We start from the raw sequence: 24549 nt of genomic DNA, 5'->3' as shown, positions 1-24549 counted from the left end.
AGGTAATTTTTATAGAGGTGAAGACAATGGAATTAGCAGAAATTCGTAATGAACTTGAAAAATCAGCTAAGAAATTAGCGGACTTTAGGGGGTCTCTTTGACCTTGAGAATAAAGAAGCAAGAATTGCTGAATTAGATGATGAGATGCTTCAACCTGATTTTTGGAACGATCAGCAGGCTGCACAGACCGTCATTAGTGAGGCAAATGGATTAAAGGATCAGGTCAATGAATTTTATGATCTAAATAGCAGCTTTGAAAATTTGGAATTGACCTATGAACTTGTCAAAGAAGAAAATGACGAAGAATTGCGTGGAGAGTTGGAAGAGGAACTCGGGCAGCTAACAGCGCGTTTGAGTCAATTTGAACTACAGCTTCTTCTTAGTGAGGAGTATGACAAAAATAATGCCATACTGGAACTTCACCCGGGTGCGGGCGGTACGGAATCACAGGACTGGGGCTTGATGTTGCTGCGGATGTATACTCGCTGGGCGGAGAAAAAAGGCTTTAAGGTGGAGACCCTTGATTACTTACCCGGAGATGAAGCGGGGATTAAGAGTGTAACGCTTGCGATTAAGGGGCATAATGCGTACGGCTATTTAAAAGCGGAAAAAGGGGTCCACCGTCTGGTAAGGATTTCTCCCTTCGATTCCTCAGGCCGTCGTCATACGTCTTTCGTTTCCTGTGAAGTCATGCCTGAACTCAATGATGACATTCAAATTGAAGTCCGGACAGAAGATTTAAAAATCGATACCTATCGGGCGACAGGTGCGGGCGGACAGCATATTAACACGACCGATTCGGCCATCCGGATTACCCACTTGCCAACAGGTGTGGTGGTTACATGTCAAGCGGAACGTTCACAAATTAAAAACCGCGAGGCAGCCCTAAAAATGCTAAAAGCCAAGCTGTATCAATTGGAAATTGAGAAACAAGAGCAAGAGCTTTTGGAAATACGAGGCGAACAAAAAGAAATCGGCTGGGGAAGTCAAATTCGTTCTTACGTTTTCCATCCATATTCGATGGTGAAAGATCACAGAACCAGCACAGAAAGCGGGAACGTTCAGGCAGTTATGGACGGGGATTTGGACCAGTTTATTAATGCGTATCTCAGATCAAGAATTTCATAAATTGGACGTAGTTTAGAGCCTTTGCCGACTAATTCGGCAGAGGCTTTTTTATTGAAATCATTTGCCTTCTATACGATACCATCGCTAACCTAGCCAAGAGAACAATCCTAATAAAAACCAATTAACTGGCAAATGCTAAGAGAAAAATTTAATCCTTTACCACGTCAACTTACTGCCATTTACACCAATATTTACCCATGCTATACTCACTTTCATTAATAGAAAGTATTTAAAATTTGAGGAGAATAGCTTTATGAATATCTTAAGCAATTTAACACTTACCTATCCTAAAACGAGAATAGCTATCGATTATCTATTTGTTTTAATTGGTGCGGCAATCATTGCATTAACCTTTAATGTTTTCTTACTTCCCAACCAAGTAGCCTCAGGTGGAGTAAGCGGTATTAGTACGATTCTAAAAGCAGTGCTCGGGTGGGAACCGGCCTATGTTCAGTGGGCTTTTAATATCCCCTTATTTATAGCAGGTGTAGTTTTATTGGGAAAGCAGTTTGGTGTGAAAACCCTTGCGGGAACGATTTTTTTACCATTAGTCGTTTTTTTTACAAGGAATTTAGATCCTTGGACAAATGATGCCCTCCTTGGGGCTTTGTTTGGGGGAATTGGTGTCGGACTTGGACTGGGCATCGTTTTTAGAGGAAGAGCATCGACAGGCGGAACGGACCTGGCAGCGCAAATTATTCATAAATATACAGGTTTTTCTCTAGGACGATGCGTCGTCATAATCGATGGTTTAATTGTGCTTGCTGCTGCGATTGTATTTGATATTGAAAAAGGATTGTATGCATTGATTGCTCTTTATGTAACAAGCAAAACCATCGATCTAATTCAGGTCGGTTTCGGCCGATCAAAAATGACAATGATTATTACGGGTAAACAAGAAGAAGTTCGTGAGGGAATCTTGAATAAAATTGACCGTGGTGTGACAAAACTATCAGCATATGGTGGTTTTACTGACCATGAACGACCAGTTCTAATGTGCGTGGTTGATCAATCAGAGTTCACAAAATTGAAACAATTGGTCAGAGCACTTGATCCATCTGCATTTGTCGTTGTTATGGATGCTGCTGAAGTGCTTGGTGAGGGTTTCAAACGGCCATAGGATTGGTATAATAGGGCAATGATGGTAATATTTTCTGAAGGGGGTAACAACGTGAAAAAGAAATTGCTTACATTTTTGATGGGAACTGCATTAGTAATGGGGCTGGCTGCCTGTGGAGGCGGAGATAAAGACACAAGTAAAGACACAGATAAAGACACTGGAACGGAAACAGCAAGCAGTGATGAAGCAGCGAAGATTTTTGATCAGAAATGCTCCAGCTGTCATGGCGGCGATCTAACAGGTGGTATGGGACCAAATCTTACCAAGGTTGGCTCAAAGTATTCTAAGGACGAAATATTGAATATTATTAAAAATGGTAAAGGGCAAATGCCTGCAAACGTAATAACTGGCGATGATGCAAACAAAGTTGCTGAATGGCTTGCAGCGAAAAAATAATAGACTCGAGAAGCGTTCTGTTTTGAAAAAACAGGACGTTTTTTATTTTACCTTAAATGAGAAATTTGTCGGGTTTTGTAATTCTTTGAAAAGAAACTGTAATATTTTTACCGCTTTTTTTAACAATTTATGATGTTATAATAGAAATATGCGAAATTATGCACATGTTTTTTTGTTATCCGAGTCCATTTTGCAAATAAAAAAGATAATTGTCGAATAAAATTCGAGATGTCTTTAAATAAAGGTGATAAAAAATGATAGAACTACAAGATGTTTATAAAAAGTACCCAAATGGAGTTTCGGCCATTAATGGGATAGACGTCCGGATCAACCAGGGCGAATTTGTCTATGTTGTTGGACCAAGTGGTGCCGGAAAATCGACATTTATTAAAATGATGTATCGTGAGGAAGTTCCGACTTCTGGGACCATCACTATGAATGGTGTGAACTTAGCCAAATTAAAAATGAAAAAGGTCCCGATTTTCAGACGGAATCTTGGCGTTGTTTTTCAGGATTTTAAACTGCTTCCGAGATTAACTGTTTATGAAAATGTTGCTTTTGCCTTAGAGGTAATCGAAGCCCAGCCGAAAGTGATCAAAAAAAGAGTGATGGAAGTTCTTGATCTTGTTAACTTAAAGCATAAAATAAAAATGCTGCCGTCCGAGCTTTCAGGCGGAGAACAGCAGCGTGTTTCGATAGCTCGTTCGATTGTCAATTCGCCGAAAGTCGTGATTGCGGATGAGCCTACCGGAAACCTTGACCCTGAAACATCATGGGAAATTATGAAAATATTTGAAGAGATTAATTCAAGAGGAACGACGATCGTTATGGCAACCCATAACCGAGAGATTGTTAATACATTACAGCATCGAGTAATTGCCATTGAAGACGGTAAAATCGTGCGTGATGATGAAAGAGGTGAATACGGTTATGAAAATTAGAACTATTGGCCGTCACTCACGAGATAGCTTAAAGAATATCAGCAGAAATGGCTGGATGACTTTTGCATCGGTAAGTGCTGTTACTGTTACCCTGATTTTAGTTGGTGTCTTTTTCGTTATTATGATGAATCTTAATAGAGTAGCAGAAACGATAGAAGATGACGTGTCAATTCGCGTTCATATTGATGTCGCTGCAAACGCTCAAGATCAGCAAAAACTTAAAACTGAGATTGAAAGTATACCTGAAGTAAAAAGTGTCACCTTCTCCTCGAAACAGCAGGAACTAGACAATTTAGTAAATAGTCTTGGGGAGGAAGGAAAGTCCTTTAAACTTTTTGAACAGGATAATCCTTTAAACGATGTCTATATTGTAAAGACGAAAAAACCGACAGATACGATGCAAGTAGCAAAAAAAATCCAAAACTCTACTTATGTTGCCAAAGTCAAATATGGTCAGGGCAAGGTGGAGAAATTATTCAAGTTTATTAAAGCAAGCCGCAACGTCGGAATTGTATTAATTATCGGCTTATTCTTCACGGCTATTTTCTTAATCTCGAATACAATTAAAATTACAATTATTGCAAGACGTAGAGAAATTAAGATTATGAGGTTAGTAGGTGCAACAAATACGTTCATCCGTTGGCCGTTCTTCTTAGAAGGACTATGGCTGGGTATAATCGGATCAATTTTACCAATTATCCTAATTTCCATTGCCTACTATCGTGCTTATGATTATATTGGTCCGCGGCTTGAAGGAACTTTCATTAAAGTACTTCCATTTGATCCATTCATGTATCAAGTTTCCGGCATTCTTATTCTTATGGGTGCTCTGATAGGAATTTGGGGAAGTTTAATGTCTGTTCGTAAATTCTTAAAAGTATAATCCAGTTCAGGAAGGATGGTACCCGTATCCTTCCTGATTTACTGTTATCCGACCTATAACTAGGATAGACGCATGAGTCCTTCAAAATGTGCCGTGCAGCAGCATTCGTCATAATCAGGTAAACATGAATTTACCTGTACATAGAGAGGTAGGAGGAGAAATCGGAAATGAAAAAATCAGTAATCACCATCACCGCTGCACTAGCGGTCGGACTAGGAACAATATTTGGCGGAGTTTCTGTTAAAACAGAAGCTGCATCAATTTCTAGTCTAAAAGGTGAACAAAATAAAATACACGAGAAACGTTCTAATTTACAATCAGGTATCAATCAAGCGAATGATAAGATCAACACCTTAAAAGGTCAGCAGGCTGACGTAAAGAGTGAAATGAAACGCCTTGACTTTGCGATTGAAGATACAACCACAAAAATCGCCGATAAATCCAAAAAGATAACAGATACAAAAGCGGAGGTTTCGAAACTTCAAGCGGAAACAAAGGTGATTAAAGAGCGAATTAATAAGCGAAATGTCCTTTTGAAGGACAGGGCCCGCAGTTATCAGGAAAATGGCGGGATGGTCAATTATTTAGATGTGTTAATGGGATCCACCAGCTTTAGCGATTTCATTGACAGGGCCAATGCAGTTGCCACGATCGTGCAGGCTGACCAAGAAATTATTAAGCAGCATGAGGCCGATAAACAGGAACTCGCACAGAAACAGGCGAAAGTAGAAAAAGATCTAGCTAGTCTCGAGCAGATGTTAGCAGAATTAAAAACTATGAATCAGCAATTAAATGTACAAAAGAAAGAAAAAGATAAAATGTTAGCAAGCCTTAAAGACCAGGAAGAAGAAGTCCATGAAGGCATGATGGAATTGAAAGAAGAGGAGCAACTTCTTGCTGCTCAAGAGGCCGCAATTCAAAAGGCCATTCAAATGGAAAAAGAAGCTCAAGCTAGAGCAGCAGAAGAAGCGAAAAGAAGCAGAACGACAAACTCAAACAGTGGAAATGATAGTGGTCCTAAATCTGACAGCACACCTAATGTTACGAGCGGAGTTTGGACCCAGCCGGCTTCTGGATATCGTAGTTCTGGTTTTGGCGGCCGTGGGGATGGAAATCACTATGGTGTCGATATTGCCAATGGAACGAAGGTGCCAATCGTTGCGGCGGCCAATGGCGTGGTGATTAGATCCTATTATTCTAGCACGTATGGAAATTGTATTTTTGTTTCACACTCGATTAATGGACAAGTGTATACAACTGTTTATGCTCATATGACCCAGCGTTATGTTGGCAGCGGGGCAAGTGTGAAAAAGGGCCAAAAGATTGGTCTGATGGGGAATACTGGTGCTTCAAGAGGGCAGCATTTGCATTTTGAACTTCATAAAGGACCATGGACACAGGATAAACGTTATGCCATCAATCCTGTCGGCATTGTTCCATTACCATAATAATTGGAGAAGCCTCGGGCTTCTTCTTTTTTTTATACCTTTCAATCATCATATCTCGTCCACTCTTTACATATATGTAAATAATCGGGCAGGAATTTGGTGCCTTTTTAGAAAAATAGATAGGACAGGCATTTTTAACTTGAGGAGGACCTGAAATGAATCGTAGATGGATTGCCTTATTGATGACGGGTTCGCTCCTGACAGGGGCGGGGGGCACATACGCAGGCATGCAGTTATTAAATCATAAAGATGGCAGTAATCAACTCGACCTAGTGAAAACCCCGAATGATAATGGGGTTAGTTCGGCGGAAAAGGTTGGAGACCTAGAAAAAGTGGAGAATGCCTATGATCTTATTTCAAGCAGGTATGTTGAAAAAGTAGATCAGGAAAAGTTGGTAGAAGGTGCGATTCAAGGGATGTTATCTGTCCTTAAAGATCCGTACTCTGTCTATATGGACAAGGAGACTGCCCAACAATTCACTCAAACGTTGGAATCCTCATTCGAAGGAATCGGGGCTGAAGTCGGGATGGTCGATGGGAAAATTGTGATCGTCTCTCCGTTCAAAGGTTCTCCTGCTGAAAAAGCAGGCATTAAGCCAAATGATCAAATTTTAAAGGTCGATGGAAAAAGTGTGGAAGGGCTGGACTTGAATAAGGCAACCCTCAAGATTCGCGGGAAAAAAGGGACGAAGGTTCAATTATTAATTGCGAGAAAAGGGTTGAAAGATCCATTGTCCATTGATGTCACACGTGATGAAATTCCTCTTGAAACGGTCCATGCATCTATTAAGGAACATGATGGCCAAAAAATTGGCTATATCGAACTAACTTCTTTTTCAGAGGATACAGCTGCTGATTTTGAAAAGGAATTAACCGCCTTAGAAAACGATCATATTAAAGGATTGGTTATTGATGTACGAGGAAACCCCGGCGGCCTCCTTGATAGTGTTGGCGAGATATTAAAGGAATTTGTCCCGGAGAATAAGCCATATGTCCAAATTGAGCAGCGAAATGGCGATAAAAAACGATACTTCTCCAATCTTACGGAGAAGAAGAAGTATCCCGTGGTTGTCCTTGTTAACAAAGGCAGTGCCTCCGCATCCGAAATTCTTGCCGGTTCCCTACAAGAAGCGGTTGGTTACCAACTTGTTGGAGAAACTACCTTCGGAAAAGGTACCGTTCAGCAGGCTGTGCCGATGGGGGATGGAAGTAATATCAAGCTGACGTTATTTAAATGGCTGACTCCAGATGGAAATTGGATTCATAAGAAAGGGATCAAACCGGATGTCGCCATTAAACAACCTGCGATTTTCTCCACCCATCCGATTCAAGTGGAAGAGACATTGGAAGAGGATATGAACAATGAGCAAGTAAAGAATGCCCAAGAAGTGTTAGCTGGCTTAGGATTCGCCCCAGGCCGGACGGATGGTTATTTTAGTAAAGAAACGACGATGGCCGTTAAAGGATTCCAGCTCCAAGCAAACCTGGAGCCAACTGGAAAAATTGGTCCAGAGACAGCATCCAAACTTGAAGAAGCAGCCATCACGGAAATGAAAAAAGAGAAAAACGATCTGCAGTTACAAACTGCATTGCGATTAATAACGAAAGAGTAAAGCAGGGGCTAAGGCCTCTGTTTTTCTTTTATATCAAATTATATAATTAATTGTGATAAATGGAATTAGTTCTCCGAATCCAGCTTCAGCGCTTTTTTCTTGCTACAATATTATCACCATTTTCTAAAAACTAGCAATATGTTTTATGGTGTTAATTTGGTAAAATACTCTTTAGGAGACTTTTCCATAATAGATTACTAGAAATTTTTAATAGAGGCAGGTGACAGGAATTGGTGCAAATATGGCTTGTAGAACTTCTGAAAGGGACAGGCAAGTTATTTCTTCATCCTGTTTTATACTATCTCGTTTTCCTTGCAGCGATTTTAGGCGTAAGGAGGGTGAAACGTGAGCGGAAAAATTTCCATATTCGGGCACATGATGCCTATTTCGAACTTCGACAGTTATTTCCGCCAGGCATTTTAATAGGTCTTGTGATTTCAGTAATTGTTATTGCGGCAGGAATCACGGTTCCATTCGCAACGATTCTGCTAATTGCTGGATTTACATTTTTGTGGTCACTCACAACAAATGTCCGCTGGATTTCGCCTGCCTACACGATGGGGGCAGCCTTTTTCTCAATCATATTGATCGCGGAAAATCATTGGTCGATCCCGCTTTTCTCGAAGTCGTTTGCGGCATTAAGTGACAAGATCTATCCTTCTATTGTCGTTTTGCTTGGGTTGATGCTAATCGCAGAAGGGATGCTCATCCTTAAAAATGGCAGTTTTGGGACATCCCCTAAACTTGCTAAAAGCAAACGCGGTCAAAATGTAGGTTTACATGAAGGTAAGCGTCTCTGGATGCTGCCAATCTTCTTACTTATTCCAGGTAATGCGCTGCAGCTTCCCTTTGACTGGTGGCCCGTTTTCCATTTGGGTGCCAAAGAGTACTCGCTGATTTTTGTTCCATTTGCGATTGGGTTTCATCAACAGGTCAAAGGAATGCTTCCTAAGATTGCGATTGAGCTTCATGGCCGCCGGGTAATTCTCCTTGGAGTGTTTGTTACAATTCTTTCTGTTCTAGGCTATTGGTTCCCGCTCAGTTCGATTGTAACCGCTGCTCTGGCTGTTCTCGGCCGTGAGGTTATTATTTTACTCGCTGGCATGAAGGATGATAATCTTCCGTTTTATTTTTCCAAAAAGAATCAGGGCCTGATGATTATCGGGGTTATTCCCGAGTCACCCGCAAGTAAAATGGATCTACAGGTGGGTGAAGTGGTTACGAAAGCCAATGGCGTCTTGGTACGTGATGAAAAGGTGTTTTACGAAGCACTGCAAAAAAACCGAGCCCATTGTAAACTAGAGGTCCTCGACACAAACGGAGAAATCCGTTTCGTCCAACGCGCCCTATACGAAGGTGACCACCACGAACTAGGCATCCTCTTTGTACAGGATGATCGTAAATATGATGTTGGTGCCTGACACCAAAAACCACTTAGCCATCTGTGCTAAGTGGTTTTTTTATGAGTTTTAGAAATAATTAATAATATCTTTGTAAAATCTAAAGTTAATTCGATTGACAAGAAATCATAAATATTATATTATTACTTTGAATTAAAGATATATTAATTAATAATACTTGATTCATTAATACTTTAATTAATAATATCTTGGTAAGGATGTTTGTAGGAAAAAATCCTATAAACAAGCGTTTTGTTTATTTAAGAACACTACGTAAATTTCATATAAAAAATTTTTTACAGGTGGTGTTGAAGATGGGTTTTTTAGGTAGACTATTTGGTGATTCAACAAAGGAGGAAAAAACAATGACAAAATTAAACATTGGGATTATTTTAGGCAGCACACGTCAAGGACGGGTTAGCCCGCAAGTTGGGGAATGGGTGAAAGGAATTGCTGACAAACGCGGCGATGCAAACTATGAAATCGTGGATATCGCAGACTTTAATTTACCATTCTTAGGTACAACAGACGGTTCAGAACCAGGAATCGCACAATGGAATACAAAACTTGCGGAATTAGATGGCTTCGTATTCATTGTTCAAGAATACAATCACAGTATTACAGGTGCATTAAAGAACGCCATCGACTTTGCACGTGAGGCTTGGTATAACAAGGCAGCAGGTATTGTTAGCTATGGTTCTACCGGTGGAGCTCGTGCTGCTGAACATTTACGTGGCATTCTTGCAGAACAAAAAGTGGCGGATGTTCGTACACATCCAACCTTGTCATTATTCACAGACTTTGAAAACGGCAGTGTTTTCAAACCAGCTGAATTACACCTTACAAATGTAAATGCTATGCTTGATGAAGTTAACCAATGGAGCGGCGCATTAAAAACAATCCGCTAAAAATGAACAGGGGAGAGATGATTTCTGATCATCTCTCCCCTTATTTTTGTTATAGTTTTCGATATTTTTTCAATGAGAAGATATTCAACACAATGAAAATCGCTGCGAAGATGAGTAACGCCAAGAGGTCACCGCTTATCTCACTAAAACTTAGCCCTTTATACATCACACCTTTTAGGGCGTCCCCTGCATAGTACATCGGCATAACCTTTGCAACTGCCTGTAACCAATCGGCCATCCCTTCCAGCGGAAAGATTCCTGCGAAAAATATTTGTGGAATCACGGCGATTGGGATAAATTGAATCATCTGAAACTCAGAAGCAGCAAAGGTTGATAAAAGGATTCCAAGGGAGAGAGCAACCAATGCGAGAATTAAATTGATGAGAAGCACATTCCCAATCGACCCGACCAGAACGATATCTAATACATTAATAGAATAGAATACCACAATCATGGTTTGGATGACTGCAAAAATACCATAGCCTACCAAGTACGCGGTAACGATTTCCCATCTCCGTATCGGCGTGGACATCAACCTTTCCAAGGTCCCCGTTGTCCGCTCACGCAATAAACCAATACCAGAAATAATAAAGACAAAAAAGAAAACAAAGAAGCCAACTAATATCGGGCTTAATACATCAAAAAAGACGGTGTCAGCATCTCCATATACATAATCAATATCGACGCTTGGCTGCACCAAACCCGCCGCAGCCGGATTTTGCTGAATTAACTTAGCTTGACTTTGGGCCGCGACCGCTTGGCTGACTTTCATCTGCAAGCCTTTCGCTTTTGATGGGTCGTTATTTTGCAAGGTTAATTTCAAATGTCCATTCTCTTGTTCTAATAATCCATCAAGGTCGTCATTTACCACCGTTTGAGAATTGACTTTCTCATACTGTTTCACTTGAATGTCTGCCTTTTTCAATACGCTGACAAGATTATCATCCACACCCGTGACACCTAATTTAGGATCGACGGTGTTGCCGTTAAATAAAAAGTACATCAAGGTCAGAATCAGCAATGGTGCCACAAACAACAATGCTAAGGTGCGTTTATCCCGAAACATCTGCCGGAAGATTCGTTTAATTAACGCGAACACTCTCATGATTGTTTCACCCCAGCCTTCAGGAAAACCTCATCGAAATCATCGGTATCGTATAACGCTTTTAATTCATTAGGTGTACCGCTTGTTAAAATCCGTCCATCGCGAACCATGGCGACATAATCGCATTTCACTGCTTCATCCATAACATGGGTAGTGACGATGATTGTTTTTTGCTCATCATTTTTCAAGCGGAGGAATTCTTTCCAAATCGACAATTTCAATTCGGGATCAATTCCGACTGTTGGCTCATCTAGGATTAAGATTTTTGGGTCTTGAATTAGTGCGATTGCCAAAGATAAACGACGTTTCATCCCTCCAGAATAAGCTGCTACCCTTTTGTTTAAGTCATTGGTGAGGTTAACTAAATTGGCGACATACTGTAGCCGTTTTTTCTGCGCTTCTTTATTCAACCCAAATAGGGAAGCGAAAAACTTTAGATTCTCCTCTCCCGTTAATTCACCATACAAGGCATCTGCTTGGGCCATATAGCCAATGTCTTGAAGTAAGGAAAGGTTCGGCATTTTTTTATTTAACACGTGAATGAAACCTTTATCCGCCTTTTCCATGCCAACAATCATTTTGACAAGGGTGGTCTTTCCGGCGCCAGAAGGTCCAATCAAACCGAATAACTGACCTTTTTCGATCGTTAAGTTGACCTCATTTAAGACGGTCTTTTTTCCAAAACTTTTACTGACGCTTTCTACATTAATGGTTGAATTCATCAATCATGCCTCCTAGGATGGCTATTATGATTTCATTTTACAACGCATGTGGATATAAGCAATAAACAAAAAACAACAATGTGTTGATTATCAGTCACAGGGCAACAAAGTGTATATTTATTTTCGAAAAAAGATTGCACGTTAATCATCAGTCAAATTTGGTTTAAGACCAAGAGCGTTTCTCGGTCCTAAAAATGTGATACGCGAAAGGATCATCGCTATTTCTCGTGGAGATTTTTCCATCCCGCTTTCTAACCAATGCTGAATCACACCGAGGTGGGCGGAACTGACATAAGCGAAAAGATAATCCACCGGGACAAGCAAATGATCGGTATTTATTTTTGACATGATATTTTGATAAAAGGTTTGTTTAATGAAATCTTTTAATTTTCCTTGAAATGATGCATCTCCATTAGGGCCTAGTATTACTTTCATGAAGCTTGAATTCTCTTGGAAAAGTTCAAAAAGGGTAATAATGAAAGGAAAAGGCTCATCTGCCCGATTAAAGTTCATGAAATCGAGGGGATTTATTTCTTGCGCGATTTTTTGAATTTCGGTTAAGATCTCCGCTTCGCTTTGCTCCAATAAATCATATTTATCATGGTAATGTAGATAGAATGTTCCACGATTAATCTCTGCCTTTTGTGTTAAATCTCGGACGGTAATCCCTTCAAATCCTTTTTCCTCCATTAACTCTGTAAGAGCATCACGAATCAATCGCTTTGTCCGTACAATTCGTTTATCCGTTGGTTTTTCCAACATTCCTATCCCTCCAAAAAATTTTTTTGAGAAAAAATAAACGTTTTATTCGTTTGTGTTAAGTAATAGACAGATAGCTTTTTATTGTTGATTGCCTTTCTTAATAAACGAATTATAATATACACAATGAACATTAATCAACATTGTGTTTAATTTTCAGGCTGTGTTAACTAGTCTGTTGAATTCCGTTCCAGGTATATGTTAATGAAGACCAAGGGGGATATACCTAAGCAGGGAAAAGTGAATATGGGGAAAACAATTACTTCAAACTCTTTTAATAGTTGGGTTCTCGAAAGGAAAAATTCAGTTCATTAGTAGCGCAAGTACTAATGGGGGCATTCCAATTTTTGGTGATCATGCTATTCTTTGGTGCGCAACTTTGGAGATGGCACCTGAATTCATGTCCCCTTTTTACCGCGATTGGATCTATCCGTGGCTGTGATTCGTTTTTTAGTCGAAGGACTCAGAGACTTGTTCTATTTCGGCAAGAATTTCAGCTGGGATCATCCAACATCAGTGTTAACATGGATAGCTGCCGGAAGTATGGTGATAATATTTGCCTCCGCGGGAAAATTCCGGTCAAAACAGGAGGAAAGATCTGCTGCTATGTAATGCGTATTTTCCCAAGTTTGAAAAGCACAAAATAGGGATTTTTTAGTATATTTGGAAGCATGGTTGTTAAACCTAAAGTGGGAAATTCTTATCCATGAAAGGTGGTTCAGCCATGATTATTAACTTGCTGAATGGAATTGAGTTTCAAAATCCTAATCTTTTTAATCTAGATGAAGCAGCCGGGCTTATTTTTTATTTCACCGTTTATTCGTTTTTAGGCTGGCTCCTTGAAAACAGCTATAACTTTATAACGAAACGGGAATTTTTTAAGCCAAATTTTCTCTTTGGACCATTTAAACCGATGTACGGCATTACCCCTGTGCTCTTGGTCTATTTAATTTCACCAGAAACAAATGGGGGAGTAGTCCTATTTCTTTGTTTCCTCATCCCAACTTTGGTGGAATATTTAACAGGAGCGCTTCTACAAAAGCTTTTTAACCGGAAATGGTGGGATTACACCGACACCCCCCTGCAGCTTCATGGTCATATTTGCGTCCCCTTTTCAATAGCCTGGATGGTGCTGTCGCTGCTATGTATTAAATGGATCCATCCGGTAATTGTCTCAACATACGGGGTTGTGGAGCCATATTGGGCATGGGTCTGGTCAGCAATAGGATTGTATTTCCTAGCCGATCTAGTCTTAGCGATTCGCAAACATTCGCTGCAAGAACTAATGCCTGAAAAAGCAAATAATCAAATTTAATAGGTGCCTGACACCAAAATCTTATAAAACTCCTTCCATCAAAATGAAGGAGTTTTTGACGTTAACTAGGAATCTTTCATGAACCTAGAGATCGGCGAAAGATTAAAATTCAATGAAAAAAAGAAAACTAAGCAAAAAAAGTGCTAAATTGAATGAGTTAGATCTTAGAGAGAGATAGTTCGTTATACAAATATGTAAATTTTCGGCCAAGGCTAATGAATGAAAAAGGAGGGATGACAATGAAACAGCGGATTTTGGTTGTAGAGGATGAAAAACAGATCGCCAAGATATTAAGGATTGAACTCGATTATGAGGGATATGAAGTAATGGTGGCGTATGACGGGAAATCAGGTTTGCAGGCAGCCTTGAACGAAAAATTTGATTTAATTTTATTAGATGTTATGTTGCCTGAGATGAATGGCATTGAGCTGTTAAGAAAATTACGAAAAGAGAATAACCTAATCCCAGTAATTTTATTAACAGCACGTAATACGACAATGGATAAAGTTACCGGACTCGATCAAGGGGCCAACGATTATATTACAAAGCCATTTGAAATTGAGGAATTATTAGCAAGAATTCGCTCATGTCTTCGTCAAAATTCCATTGCGGTCAAGGCCACACAAGCAGATGACTCCTTATTAGCGGTAGGAGATTTAACCGTTAATCTTGATACACGAGAGGTGATAAGAGGGGAGACTTCGATCACGTTAACTCCCAAAGAATTCGATTTACTCGTGTATTTACTATCCAATAAAAATAAAATTGTCACACGGGAAAGCATCCTTCTTCATGTTTGGGGATATGAATATGAAGGGGAAACAAATGTTATTGATGTATTTATCAGACATTTACGCAAGAAGATTGAAGAAGGTTTTTCAGACCCGACGATTATTCAAACGGTAAGGGGAATCGGTTATACCGTAAGGGAGAATTAAAGAAATGAAGATTACCACAAAAATTAATCTAATTACCACAGCTTGGATTATCTGTGTGTTACTTGCTGTGAATGCGGTGGTCTTTTTTTCATTTATGAAGATTACTGTCAACATGGAAGATGGTGAACTGTTTCAAAAGGCTGATTACTTGATAAATGAAATAAACAAGGAAGATTCCCAGTCTGTTATTAAGGAAAAATTAACCCCTTATCTAACGAATCAATCGTTTATAAGGATTGTTCAGCCGGATGCGAAAATAATGAATCAAGTAACAAACGATCCGCAATTGGCTGCGATAATAAAACCGAAATTCACCAGCGAAAAGGGTACTCAAAGGCGGACCATTCGACTTAATCATCAAGAAGAACAATTTGCGATTGTCAGGGTGCCGATTCAATCACATGGACAAGTTGTAGGAACACTGGAGTTCGGAGAGAAACTAGCCGGATTAGAAACGGGAAAAGATTTATTACTTTCCATTCTTGCGTTTTGTACGATTTTAGGAGCGGTATTATCACTGCTCGGGGGCAGATGGCTGTCGAATCTAATTATGAGGCCGATTTCTAATATGATTAACACCATGGAGGATATTGAAAAAAGTGGGATTCCGAAGAAAATCATCATCCAACATGAGACAAAGGATGAATTGCAAAAATTGGCGGTAACGTTTAATCGGATGATTGGCCGATTAGAGGCGAATCTCGAAAAACAGAGGCAATTTATCTCTGACGCCTCCCATGAATTAAAAACCCCACTCACGGTAATCAAAAGCTATGCAGACCTCCTTCTTAGACGTGGATTACAAAATGAAGAGGTTGCCCATGATGCGATTGAATCGATTCATTTAGAGGCTACAAGAATTCAAAAGATGACCGAGCGCTTTTTGGATTTAGCTGATACAGAATCAGGAAATCATTTAGAAGCAAAATCAATTAACGTAGTAGCCTTGTGTGAGCTTATTTTTAAGCAGCTTAAAAGCGCCTATAAAAGAGAAATCATCCTCCATCATCAAGAACCTGACATCTCAGTTGTAGCCGATGAAGTCAAATTAAAACAAGCAATTATTATCTTAATCGATAATGCTATCAAATACAGTAAAGATAGAATCGATGTGTATTTAAAGGAAAAGGAACAATGGACAATCATTACGGTTAAAGATTACGGAATTGGCATCCCTGAGTGTGAAATAGAAAATGTCTTTGAACGTTTTTACCGGGTGGACAAGGCCCGAAGCCGGGAGACAGGCGGGACAGGTCTAGGGTTGTCGATTGCAAAAAATATCATGAAGCAGCACCAAGGCGAAATTATCGTAAAAAGTACGGAGGGAGTGGGGACAGAAGTGGAGTTGTTCCTGCCTAAGGAAAGATGGAAAGGAAATGTTTTTGAGTGATAAAAATATTAATTGTGAGTTTTATGCTTTTATTCATTTTGTTCCTTATCTATGCAATAGTACCAACCATCTTCATTCGAATGAGCGGACGGAGAATCGTTAAAAGGATACATGCCCCGGCAATCGCCATAACGTTTGATGATGGCCCCAATCCTGAATATACACCACAATTGCTTGATCTATTGAAAAAGTATGGGGTAAAGGCCTCCTTTTTTGTGGTGGGCAGCAAAGTGAAAGCCTACCCTGACATAATCAAGCGAATGTGTCAGGAGGGGCATACGATTGGCATTCATCATTATAACCATATTTCTAGCTGGATTCTCACGCCCTTTCATTTCAAGAGGCAATTACAAATGACAGAACAGGCCATCCATCAAATCACCAATAAAAAAGTAATCTTCTATCGACCACCGTGGGGAAGCTTTAATATTTTTAGCTTATTTTTGAGTAAGAGATTTAAAGTGATTATGTGGTCGCATATCTTTGGTGATTGGAAGGCCTCGAAAGGCAAAAACGGTCTGCTTAATCAACTGCTCCAAGCGACGGAAGCAGGTTCCGTGTTACTGCTTCATGATTGTGGGGAAACATGGGGGGCAGATAAGCTAGCGCCCTATTATATGCTAAAGTGTTTGGAAATTTACTTACAGGAAAATGTTAAAAAGGGAACAAAATTTATTGCATTAGAAGAAGTTTCCTTTTAGAGGCTGCTATGAATGTAGAGACAATAATAAATTATATTAATATATATGGTTACTTTGTTATTTTTCTTTTTTTATTCTTTGGGATTGTCGGTATTCCTGCTCCGGAAGAATCGCTGCTCTTTTTAATCGGTGTCCTGAGTTTTCATCATCAGCTCTCATTGGGGCTGGCCATGCTGTGTTCCATCCTTGGGGCATTTACTGGAATGCTGGCCGCTTATTCAGTCGGAAAATTTGTAGGGTTCCCGTTTATTAAAAAGTACGGCAAGTATGTAGGGGTTACTAATGACCGTTGGGGAAAGGTAAGTGGTAAATACACGAGAAATGTTCGTAAAACCATTTTGATCGGTTTTTATCTGCCAGGTATCAGGCAAATAAGCCCATATTTTGCTGGGATCAACAACATTCCATTTCGGAGGTTTTTGGTTTTTTCCATGATAGGCACTTTCCTCTGGACCATTCCTTTTATTGTTGGGGGTTATTTTGCGGGGAAAGTATTTCATATAAATCCAGACTATGTTCCATATGTAGGAATTGTATTTTTCTTTCTTTTTTCGTTATATATGATCTTTAAGTATATCAAGGGGAAGAGAAGGAATTACTTAAATAGACACGCTAAAAAAACCTGAAAAGACATCTTTTCGGGTTTTTTGCTTTTTTTCAGCCAAACTAAAAAAAAGCTGAAGGGAAGATTAAAAATCCATTAAAAAGCCAGTTTTTCTAGAAATGAGTGATACAGTGGAAGGGTCATTTAGAAATTATTATTTTTTAAGGATGATTTCTAGTAGAACAGGAGATGGAATAAGTGAAGAAGATTTTGTTTTTACCACTCTTACAAATGCAGTCGGGCCATCATCAAGTCGCTGAGGCATTAATGGACCTTTTTAAACATCATACAGATGACATTAGTTTGAAAAAAATTGACTTATTGAGTTATACAAATAAATCGTTAGAAAAAGTGATCACAAAGGGCTATTTAAATTGGATTCGATACGCACCGGACACCTATAATATCGCCTACAAGAGCTTTTTTTACGTACCGCCAACAAAAAAACAGGCCTTTAAATGGTATCAACCGCTCTTTCTGAAGAAAATGGAGCAATTAATAGCAGAGGAAAAACCAGATTTACTTGTTTGTACGCATGGGTTCCCGTCATATCTACTAAGTAAGTTAAAAATGAAGGGGAAATGCGACATACCGATTATTAATGTTTATACCGATTTCTTTATTAATAGTGTTTGGGGAAAAGAGGGAATCGACCTCCATTTCCTCCCTAGTCAAGAGGTCAAAGAAAGACTCAGCACAAGATATCAAATTCCAGATCAACAGATGATTGTTACGGGGATTCCTGTCCATGAAGAAATTTCGAAAACCGTTAAGCGAAAACAACCCAAGGATGGTCGTCACAAAATCTTATTATCTGGCGGGAATAGCGGGTTAGGCGGGCTTTTAAAGTTAGCTGAGGAATTAAAAAGCTCCTCAAACTTAGATTTCTTGGTTCTGTGTGGGAAAAACAAGAAGCTTTATGATGAAATCCTTTCGTGGAATTTAGATCATATTAAACCACTAACCTATCTTTCTTCCCGGACAGAAATGAATTTACTTTATGAAGAAGTTGATGCGATTGTCTCAAAACCAGGAGGAGTCACCATAAGTGAAGCAATCCGAAAAAGACTGCCGATCTTTGTTCATTCCGCTCTTCCTGGACAAGAGGAAATAAATCTTCAATATTTAAAACGTAAGAAGCTCGTATTTGAGCTTGACCATCAATCTTCATTGGAAAAGCAATTTCTAAGTGTATTAAAGGATCAGAATAGAATGAATCACTGGGAGCATGCGGTCGATTCTTACCAGCAGGGAATAAAGCTGGACAAGCCAGAAAAAATCGTGGAGTTATTCGCAAACATCCTAGACCAAAAAAAGAGTGTCAGGCACTTGGGATTCGTTAATTATTCATCACCGTTACGAATTTAAGATAGCGGGAAAACATGAATGAGGAGGTTAAGTTAAGTTGTCTAATATAGACTATAGTATTTTTCAAATCATCAATCACCTAGCCATCAGTGAGCGATTTTTAAATCCATTGATGATTTTTTTAGCAGAAAAAGCAGAGTATTTATTTTTCGCAGGAATCATTTTTTATTGGTTTTATCGTAAATCACATAATCGGAAAATGGTCGTTGAAGCTATTTTGGCTGCTTGTGTTGCATTAAGTATAAACGGAGAAATCGGCCACTTCTTTTACCGGAATCGTCCTTTTGTCGCCCATCATGTAAACTGGCTGATTCCGCATGCGAAAAACGCCTCGTTTCCAAGTGACCACGCGACAGCAGCATTCGTAATTGCAACAGCCATTTGGATTTGGAAAAAACGGGACGGCTGGATGTGGTTAGTTTTAGCTGCAGGAATTGCTATGTCCCGTGTTTGGACAGGAGTACATTATCCACTAGATGTGGCAGCAGGAATGTTGATCGGCGCAGGAGTGGCATTTGCCGTCCATTTCTTACTAATTCGATTCAAGGAATTAAACAAGGTTATCCTTTGGTTAATTGAGTTCTATGAGAAAATGGAAAGTAATTTTTTAAAAAAGACACCCCTTGCAAGAAAACGTTAGAAAGAAGAGCCACATGGTTCTTCTTTTTGTCATATAACAGTAAAAAAATCATAAAATCTAAAGTTATCTGTTCGCTTTAAATAGTGTAGGGAGGGGATTTCATGTTCTATGCGATGTGGCTGGAAGGTCAATTGTTGTGGAATATGCCATTATTAGCCTGCCTCATTTGCCTAGCCGCCATTTATGTATATGTAACAGCATCTTATACAAATATCAAATTTTATCAAAAGCAGCCCCTGCTATATTTCCTCAGTTTAGGCATCATGTACTTAACCTTTGGCAGTCCATTTGAAACAATTAGTCATCTGTCGTTTAGCCTGCATATGCTTCAAATGAGTATTTTATATTTTATTATCTCCCCTTTATTTGTATTAGGGATCCCGGATGCTTTAATCCAGTCCCTTCGAGAACATTCCCTAACAAAACGAGTCAGCAAGTACGTATTGCCTTCAAAAGCCGCCTTGTATGCGTTTGGGGCGATGTTCCTAATGTACCATTTCCCAATCGTATTAACATCTCTAGCCCAAACCTCCATTGTTCATAATGGATATTTATTTGTACTGCTGCTCCTATCTTTTCGGATGTGGCAGCCAATCACCGTCCCTGACCCGAAGAAGGAGCATTCAAATGAACAGAATAAACGTTATCTTTTTCTTAGCGGTCTAGTCATTATGCCTGCCTGTTTGCTATTTATTATCACTGCTTTCATAGGTGGAATGAATAATCCTCTTCTATCTGAACTCACCGCAAATCTCTGTATTTCACCTTCCCAACTAAGCCAATTAAGCTCCCTTGATATTCTACCATCAACATTTAACACAAGACTTGATCAAATGTTTGCGGGAATCCTGATGTTAGGAATGCATAAATTTGGAGTAGTCCTGACCGTTCGTCTTGGCAGAAAAACGAAAAGCGGGGCTGTAGCGGGGGTTGTGGACTGAACTCCATAGCCTCTATTTATTGAGGATACTTTCCAAAGTTGTTCAATATATTCTGCGATAATTTTGGGAATGGTATGTATGGGGAGAATTTACAGGACGGCAGGGGGGATTGTTATTTATAAAAAACATGAACGGAATCTCATTTGGCTGGCCTTTATAGTGGCCTCCATTATGGGAATATCCATTATTGGACGGCTGTTTTCAGGATAAGAGAGGTGGTAAGTGAATGGGAAATGAAGAGGCCGTATTTTTTAGCCGTGTACTGACAGAGTTAACCTTGTCCTTTCATATTATCTACGCAACCATCGGCGTCGGCATTCCGATGATGATTATGATTGCTCAATGGGTCGGGATCAAGAAACAGGACGAACACTATATTTTATTAGCACGAAGATGGACAAGGGGATATGTGATTACCGTAGCTGTTGGTGTTGTAACTGGGACTGCAATCGGGTTGCAGCTTTCACTCCTATGGCCCAACTTTATGCAGTTAGCTGGAAATGTCATCGCGCTGCCGTTATTTTTGGAGACCTTTGCTTTCTTTTTTGAAGCCATTTTTTTAGGTATATACATATACACATGGGATCGGTTCGAAAACCAGAAAAAACATTTGCTCCTGCTCATTCCAGTGGCATTAGGGGCCACATTTTCAGCTGTCTTTATTACGATTGTGAATGCATTCATGAATGCGCCGCGGGGCTTCGATGTAGTGAATGGTCAGCTCGTGGATGTGAGTCCCATTTTGGCAATGTTTAACCCGGCCATGCCTACAAAAGTTGCCCATGTGGTTGTCACCGCTTATATGACTGCCGCCTTTGTCCTCGCTGCGATTGGTGCCTTCCGGTTATTGAGAGGTTCCAATTCTACTTACCATAAAAAAGCCTTGTTTCTAACCATGAAACTTGGATTCGTCTTTTCAGTAGCCACCGCTCTTTTAGGAGATTTCTCCGGGAAGTATTTAGCTGAATACCAGCCGGAAAAACTAGCTGCGGCTGAGTGGCATTTTGAAACGGGAAAAGATGTGCCGCTCATTCTTTATGGTGTGCTTGATGATGGGGAAGTGAAATATGCACTGAAAATTCCTTTTGCACTCAGCATCTTGGCCCATGAAGTCCCAAGTGCAGAAGTAGTCGGGCTTGATCATTTTCCGAAGGATGAAGTGCCGCCGCTCTATATTCATTATTTATTTGATACGATGGTAACCATCGGTATGTGGATGACCCTGCTCTCATTCTTGTATGTCATAGGTAGATGGCGTCAATGGCGATTTGTTTTATCCCGGTGGTTTCGCTGGCTGATTGTGCTTGGTGGTCCTCTTTCTATTCTAGCAATTGAAGCTGGATGGTGGCTCGATGAGGTCGGCCGCCAGCCATGGATTTTACGGGGAATATTACGGACAGAACATGCGGCAACAACAAGTAATCAAGTTGATCTTATGCTGGTGTTATTTGCTGGCCTTTATCTTGTCCTTGGTGTGGGCAGTGTGGTTGTCCTGTGGCGGATGTTCCGGAAGAATACAGTGGAACAGGAATTGGCCGACAGAGCCGCCGAGAAAGCAGGTGATGCGTAATGACACTCGAAATCATCGGTATTTCCGCACTGGGTCTGTTTTTGTTTGGATATATTATCATTGCATCGATTGACTTTGGGGCAGGATTTTTTAACGCATTCAGTACATTAACCAGAAAACAACATATTTTAACGAAGATCATTCAACGCTATTTATCGCCTGTCTGGGAAGTCACGAATGTGTTTTTAGTGTTTTTCTTCGTCGGGATGGTTGGTTTTTTTCCAAAAACAGCCTATTACTTTGGGACCACCCTCCTTGTACCGGCAAGTATCGCAATTATTCTACTGGCGATTCGAGGGGCGTATTATGCGTTTACGACCTACGGAGGGCTCAGACATAAGCGGTACACTATTTTATATGGGTTAACGGGATTATTCATTCCTGCGTCGTTGTCGAGTGTTTTGTCCATTTCGGAGGGCGGCTTTGTGAAAATTGAAAATTCGGCACCGGTCCTCGATAATTGGGCATTGTTTACGAGCCCATTATCATGGAGTATTGTCGTACTAAGTCTAACGGCAGTGTTATATATATCCGCTGTATTTTTGACTTGGTATGCCCATCATGCAAAGGACGAGGCAGCTACGAATCTGTTGCGGAAGTATGCACTTAGCTGGGCCGGACCAGCTATTATTACGGCGGCCGGGATTATTTTTGAAATGAAGACTCATAATCCTGAACATTATCAGCGTTTACTTGACCTCTGGTGGCTGTTCGGATTGTCGGTTGTTTTCTTTGCGGGAACGGTTTATTTAATTTGGAAGCGGCGATCCTATGGGCTGGCATTCTGGCTATTGGTCGGGCAATTTGCCCTTGCCTTCCTTGCCTACGGTGCATCCCATTATCCATATTTACTATATCCGTATATCACCCTGTACGACAGCTTTACCAATCAATCAATGGCAATTGCCTTGATTGTGGCCTTTATTGCAGGGCTGGGATTACTCATCCCGTCATTGTACCTGTTGTTAAAGTTGTTTTTGTTTAACAAAGAATATGTCCAAGGAAATCGGAATGATGAACATGCGTAAGGGGGGAATGTGATGGATGATTTTTTGCTATTTTATGCCCCGTTTCTGGTCATGTTTGCATCGATTGGCGTGGCGTTTTGGGTGGCACTAAAGGATGGTTCGGTGGAAAAATAAGAAAACGGCTGAGCGATCAGCCGTTTTTTGGTAAGTAAAGGATTATTTCAGACTACGTTGTAAAAAGGCCTTTGTCCGTTCATTCTTCGGGTTCGTAAACAGCTCTGCAGGCGAACCTGATTCAACAATCTCCCCGTTATCCATAAAGATAACTCTATTTGCAACTCCCTGGGCAAAGCCCATCTCGTGAGTGACGACAATCATCGTCATGTGTTCTTCCGCCAAATCCTTCATGACTTTCAACACCTCACCCGTCAATTCAGGGTCTAAGGCAGAAGTCGGCTCATCGAAGAGCAGAATTTCTGGATTTAACATGAGTGCCCGGGCGATGGCTACACGTTGTTTCTGTCCGCCTGATAGTTTTGCCGGATAGGCATTGGCCCGGTCAGCAAGACCAATTTTATCAAGGAGTTCACTGCTTCTTTTTTGAATAGCAGCAGCCGATTCTTTCTTCAGCATTTTAGGGGCAAGTTCCAAATTCTCTTTCACGGTAAGGTGTGGAAAGAGGTTGAAATGCTGAAAAACCATCCCCATTCTTGCATTAATTTCTTTTAATTCTTGCGGATTTGCGTAAATGCCATCTTTCACTAAATGCTTTCCAGAAACAACAATGCTTCCAGCATCTATTTTTTCCAGATGGGCCAAACTGCGGAGCATCGTACTTTTTCCTGAACCAGATGGACCGATTACCGCAACAACATCATTTTTATGAACATCAAATGTAATATTTTTTAAAACATCTAGGTTTCCATATGATTTTTTTAGGTTAGATATTTCAATAACAGGCATCTTCACCGCTCCTTCTTATTCAAATTTGAACCGTTTTTCGAGCCCTTTAAAGACCATGGTTAACAGAAGCGTCATGATCAAATAAATAATTCCAGCGACGAAGAATGGAACAATGGTAAAGTCACGATTGACTGCTGTTTGCGCAAAATGCAGCAATTCAGGAACGGCAACCGCATAGAGGAGGGCGGTATCTTTCACTAACGTCACCGATTCGTTCGCAACGGATGGAAGGGCAATCCGGAACATTTGCGGCAGGATGACCCTCGTTAAGGTCTGCCATTTATTTAAGCCAAGGACTTGTGATGCCTCATATTGGCCTTTATCAATCGCAAGCAGCCCACCGCGGAAGATTTCAGCAAAATAAGCGGCATAGTTCAAGATGAAACCGATACAGGCAGCAACAAAGCGATCCAATACTAAATATTCACCAACCACTGGAATCATCGGCAGCCCAAAACAGATAAATAACAATTGAAGTAGCAGCGGTGTTCCACGCATCACATAAATATAGCCTTCTGCAAGCAAGGAGAGTGGTTTAAAACGGCTGCCGACAGCTAGCGTTAAAACAAACCCGAGCGGAATGGACACGACAATGGCAATCAAAAACAAGAGGATGGTCATCTGTGCCCCTTCGAGCATCGGTTTTAGTATGGAAATTAGATAATCAACAGACATTTGATTTCCTCCAAAAGCAAAACAGGGTTCCCTATGGAAATCCTGTTCGCTCT

General features: G+C 40.3%; 25 protein-coding genes. 20 read left to right on the top strand and 5 right to left on the bottom strand.

The features are described 5' to 3' along the window. Positions 1 to 26 precede the first annotated feature (26 nt). The 9 genes from prfB (at position 27) to AC4QJR_RS24385 (ending at position 9837) form a co-directional block, all read left to right on the top strand. Positions 27 to 1128 (top strand): peptide chain release factor 2 gene (prfB, locus tag AC4QJR_RS24425; RefSeq protein WP_496524475.1). Its coding sequence is split into 2 segments (ribosomal slippage): positions 27 to 98 and positions 100 to 1128, totalling 1101 coding nucleotides; the frame shifts between segments, so codons are not numbered across the junction. A 253-nt stretch (positions 1129 to 1381) separates the two neighbouring features. Next, positions 1382 to 2248, top strand: coding sequence for a YitT family protein (locus AC4QJR_RS24420; protein ID WP_098572276.1), 867 nt, complete (start codon positions 1382 to 1384; stop codon positions 2246 to 2248). A gap of 51 nt (positions 2249 to 2299) precedes the next feature. After that, positions 2300 to 2644 carry a cytochrome c551 gene (gene cccB / locus AC4QJR_RS24415; protein WP_496524474.1) on the top strand — a complete coding sequence of 115 codons (345 nt, stop codon included), beginning with the start codon at positions 2300 to 2302 and terminating at the stop codon, positions 2642 to 2644. 254 nt (positions 2645 to 2898) lie between these two features. Continuing rightward, on the top strand, positions 2899 to 3585 hold the full coding sequence (gene ftsE / locus AC4QJR_RS24410; RefSeq protein ID WP_496524473.1) for a cell division ATP-binding protein FtsE: 687 nt from the start codon (positions 2899 to 2901) through the stop codon (positions 3583 to 3585). Then, entirely contained in the window at positions 3575 to 4468 is an 894-nt protein-coding gene (ftsX, locus tag AC4QJR_RS24405) for a permease-like cell division protein FtsX (RefSeq protein WP_496524472.1), read from the top strand. The genes ftsE and ftsX overlap by 11 nt, the downstream gene beginning before the upstream one ends. A gap of 167 nt (positions 4469 to 4635) precedes the next feature. After that, positions 4636 to 5916 (top strand): murein hydrolase activator EnvC family protein, encoded by a 1281-nt coding sequence (locus tag AC4QJR_RS24400; RefSeq protein ID WP_496524471.1) that lies wholly within the window; start codon positions 4636 to 4638, stop codon positions 5914 to 5916. A 155-nt stretch (positions 5917 to 6071) separates the two neighbouring features. Further along, positions 6072 to 7529 carry a S41 family peptidase gene (locus tag AC4QJR_RS24395; RefSeq protein WP_496524470.1) on the top strand — a complete coding sequence of 486 codons (1458 nt, stop codon included), beginning with the start codon at positions 6072 to 6074 and terminating at the stop codon, positions 7527 to 7529. Between the two features lie 230 nt (positions 7530 to 7759). After that, positions 7760 to 8950: a PDZ domain-containing protein gene (locus tag AC4QJR_RS24390; protein WP_496524469.1), complete on the top strand. Its 1191-nt coding sequence runs from the start codon at positions 7760 to 7762 to the stop codon at positions 8948 to 8950. Positions 8951 to 9243: 293 nt separating this feature from the next. Continuing rightward, positions 9244 to 9837 (top strand): NADPH-dependent FMN reductase, encoded by a 594-nt coding sequence (locus tag AC4QJR_RS24385; RefSeq protein ID WP_098572283.1) that lies wholly within the window; start codon positions 9244 to 9246, stop codon positions 9835 to 9837. A 49-nt stretch (positions 9838 to 9886) separates the two neighbouring features. Here the strand turns inward: AC4QJR_RS24385 and AC4QJR_RS24380 are convergent, their stop codons facing one another. From AC4QJR_RS24380 to AC4QJR_RS24370, 3 genes are all read right to left on the bottom strand, one after another. Further along, positions 9887 to 10942 (bottom strand): ABC transporter permease, encoded by a 1056-nt coding sequence (locus AC4QJR_RS24380; protein WP_496524468.1) that lies wholly within the window; start codon positions 10940 to 10942, stop codon positions 9887 to 9889. Beyond that, positions 10939 to 11664, bottom strand: coding sequence for an ABC transporter ATP-binding protein (locus tag AC4QJR_RS24375; RefSeq protein WP_496524467.1), 726 nt, complete (start codon positions 11662 to 11664; stop codon positions 10939 to 10941). Before AC4QJR_RS24375 ends, AC4QJR_RS24380 begins: the two co-directional genes overlap by 4 nt. A gap of 141 nt (positions 11665 to 11805) precedes the next feature. Then, positions 11806 to 12426 (bottom strand): TetR/AcrR family transcriptional regulator, encoded by a 621-nt coding sequence (locus AC4QJR_RS24370; RefSeq protein ID WP_496524466.1) that lies wholly within the window; start codon positions 12424 to 12426, stop codon positions 11806 to 11808. A 721-nt stretch (positions 12427 to 13147) separates the two neighbouring features. Between AC4QJR_RS24370 and AC4QJR_RS24365 the strand changes: the two genes are divergently transcribed. The 11 genes from AC4QJR_RS24365 to cydS all read left to right on the top strand — a co-directional run bounded on the left by AC4QJR_RS24365 (position 13148) and on the right by cydS (position 23032). Then, positions 13148 to 13738, top strand: a complete 591-nt coding sequence (locus tag AC4QJR_RS24365) for a putative ABC transporter permease (protein ID WP_496524465.1) — start codon at positions 13148 to 13150, stop codon at positions 13736 to 13738. A 239-nt stretch (positions 13739 to 13977) separates the two neighbouring features. Beyond that, a complete protein-coding gene (locus tag AC4QJR_RS24360) occupies positions 13978 to 14676 on the top strand; it encodes a response regulator transcription factor (protein WP_496524464.1) in 699 nt (232 codons plus the stop codon). Positions 14677 to 14680: 4 nt separating this feature from the next. Then, positions 14681 to 16066 (top strand): sensor histidine kinase, encoded by a 1386-nt coding sequence (locus AC4QJR_RS24355; protein WP_098572289.1) that lies wholly within the window; start codon positions 14681 to 14683, stop codon positions 16064 to 16066. Continuing rightward, on the top strand, positions 16063 to 16767 hold the full coding sequence (locus tag AC4QJR_RS24350) for a polysaccharide deacetylase family protein (protein ID WP_496524463.1): 705 nt from the start codon (positions 16063 to 16065) through the stop codon (positions 16765 to 16767). Before AC4QJR_RS24355 ends, AC4QJR_RS24350 begins: the two co-directional genes overlap by 4 nt. An 8-nt stretch (positions 16768 to 16775) precedes the next feature. Further along, positions 16776 to 17393 carry a DedA family protein gene (locus tag AC4QJR_RS24345; RefSeq protein ID WP_496524462.1) on the top strand — a complete coding sequence of 206 codons (618 nt, stop codon included), beginning with the start codon at positions 16776 to 16778 and terminating at the stop codon, positions 17391 to 17393. A gap of 176 nt (positions 17394 to 17569) precedes the next feature. Next, positions 17570 to 18739, top strand: a complete 1170-nt coding sequence (locus AC4QJR_RS24340) for an MGDG synthase family glycosyltransferase (protein ID WP_496524461.1) — start codon at positions 17570 to 17572, stop codon at positions 18737 to 18739. A 37-nt stretch (positions 18740 to 18776) separates the two neighbouring features. Then, positions 18777 to 19379 carry an undecaprenyl-diphosphatase gene (locus AC4QJR_RS24335; RefSeq protein ID WP_375375249.1) on the top strand — a complete coding sequence of 201 codons (603 nt, stop codon included), beginning with the start codon at positions 18777 to 18779 and terminating at the stop codon, positions 19377 to 19379. Positions 19380 to 19480: 101 nt separating this feature from the next. Further along, complete coding sequence (locus AC4QJR_RS24330; RefSeq protein WP_496524460.1) at positions 19481 to 20320, top strand: cytochrome c oxidase assembly protein; 840 nt, start codon at positions 19481 to 19483, stop codon at positions 20318 to 20320. 226 nt (positions 20321 to 20546) lie between these two features. Beyond that, positions 20547 to 21890, top strand: a complete 1344-nt coding sequence (locus AC4QJR_RS24325) for a cytochrome ubiquinol oxidase subunit I (protein WP_496524459.1) — start codon at positions 20547 to 20549, stop codon at positions 21888 to 21890. Beyond that, positions 21890 to 22918 (top strand): cytochrome d ubiquinol oxidase subunit II, encoded by a 1029-nt coding sequence (locus AC4QJR_RS24320; RefSeq protein ID WP_375375245.1) that lies wholly within the window; start codon positions 21890 to 21892, stop codon positions 22916 to 22918. Before AC4QJR_RS24325 ends, AC4QJR_RS24320 begins: the two co-directional genes overlap by 1 nt. A gap of 12 nt (positions 22919 to 22930) precedes the next feature. After that, positions 22931 to 23032, top strand: coding sequence for a cytochrome bd oxidase small subunit CydS family protein (gene cydS / locus AC4QJR_RS24315; RefSeq protein WP_375375244.1), 102 nt, complete (start codon positions 22931 to 22933; stop codon positions 23030 to 23032). Between the two features lie 42 nt (positions 23033 to 23074). On the opposite strand, the gene AC4QJR_RS24310 is transcribed toward cydS, so the two are convergent. Further along, positions 23075 to 23821: an amino acid ABC transporter ATP-binding protein gene (locus AC4QJR_RS24310; protein WP_375375243.1), complete on the bottom strand. Its 747-nt coding sequence runs from the start codon at positions 23819 to 23821 to the stop codon at positions 23075 to 23077. A gap of 15 nt (positions 23822 to 23836) precedes the next feature. After that, positions 23837 to 24496 (bottom strand): amino acid ABC transporter permease, encoded by a 660-nt coding sequence (locus AC4QJR_RS24305; protein WP_026567764.1) that lies wholly within the window; start codon positions 24494 to 24496, stop codon positions 23837 to 23839. Positions 24497 to 24549 lie beyond the last annotated feature (53 nt).

The sequence above is a fragment of the Neobacillus sp. BP17 genome, from assembly GCF_059579525.1.
This window is presented reverse-complemented; position numbering and strand designations above follow the sequence as displayed.

Coding starts and splice junctions, on each gene's coding strand:
- AC4QJR_RS24420 (WP_098572276.1), top strand. CDS start 1,382: ATGAATATCTTAAGCAATTTAACACTTACCTATCCTAAAACGAGAATA.
- ftsE (WP_496524473.1), top strand. CDS start 2,899: ATGATAGAACTACAAGATGTTTATAAAAAGTACCCAAATGGAGTTTCG.
- ftsX (WP_496524472.1), top strand. CDS start 3,575: ATGAAAATTAGAACTATTGGCCGTCACTCACGAGATAGCTTAAAGAAT.
- AC4QJR_RS24400 (WP_496524471.1), top strand. CDS start 4,636: ATGAAAAAATCAGTAATCACCATCACCGCTGCACTAGCGGTCGGACTA.
- AC4QJR_RS24395 (WP_496524470.1), top strand. CDS start 6,072: ATGAATCGTAGATGGATTGCCTTATTGATGACGGGTTCGCTCCTGACA.
- AC4QJR_RS24385 (WP_098572283.1), top strand. CDS start 9,244: ATGGGTTTTTTAGGTAGACTATTTGGTGATTCAACAAAGGAGGAAAAA.
- AC4QJR_RS24380 (WP_496524468.1), bottom strand. CDS start 10,942: ATGAGAGTGTTCGCGTTAATTAAACGAATCTTCCGGCAGATGTTTCGG.
- AC4QJR_RS24375 (WP_496524467.1), bottom strand. CDS start 11,664: ATGAATTCAACCATTAATGTAGAAAGCGTCAGTAAAAGTTTTGGAAAA.
- AC4QJR_RS24370 (WP_496524466.1), bottom strand. CDS start 12,426: ATGTTGGAAAAACCAACGGATAAACGAATTGTACGGACAAAGCGATTG.
- AC4QJR_RS24365 (WP_496524465.1), top strand. CDS start 13,148: ATGATTATTAACTTGCTGAATGGAATTGAGTTTCAAAATCCTAATCTT.
- AC4QJR_RS24360 (WP_496524464.1), top strand. CDS start 13,978: ATGAAACAGCGGATTTTGGTTGTAGAGGATGAAAAACAGATCGCCAAG.
- AC4QJR_RS24355 (WP_098572289.1), top strand. CDS start 14,681: ATGAAGATTACCACAAAAATTAATCTAATTACCACAGCTTGGATTATC.
- AC4QJR_RS24345 (WP_496524462.1), top strand. CDS start 16,776: ATGAATGTAGAGACAATAATAAATTATATTAATATATATGGTTACTTT.
- AC4QJR_RS24330 (WP_496524460.1), top strand. CDS start 19,481: ATGTTCTATGCGATGTGGCTGGAAGGTCAATTGTTGTGGAATATGCCA.
- AC4QJR_RS24325 (WP_496524459.1), top strand. CDS start 20,547: ATGGGAAATGAAGAGGCCGTATTTTTTAGCCGTGTACTGACAGAGTTA.
- AC4QJR_RS24320 (WP_375375245.1), top strand. CDS start 21,890: ATGACACTCGAAATCATCGGTATTTCCGCACTGGGTCTGTTTTTGTTT.
- cydS (WP_375375244.1), top strand. CDS start 22,931: ATGGATGATTTTTTGCTATTTTATGCCCCGTTTCTGGTCATGTTTGCA.
- AC4QJR_RS24310 (WP_375375243.1), bottom strand. CDS start 23,821: ATGCCTGTTATTGAAATATCTAACCTAAAAAAATCATATGGAAACCTA.
- AC4QJR_RS24305 (WP_026567764.1), bottom strand. CDS start 24,496: ATGTCTGTTGATTATCTAATTTCCATACTAAAACCGATGCTCGAAGGG.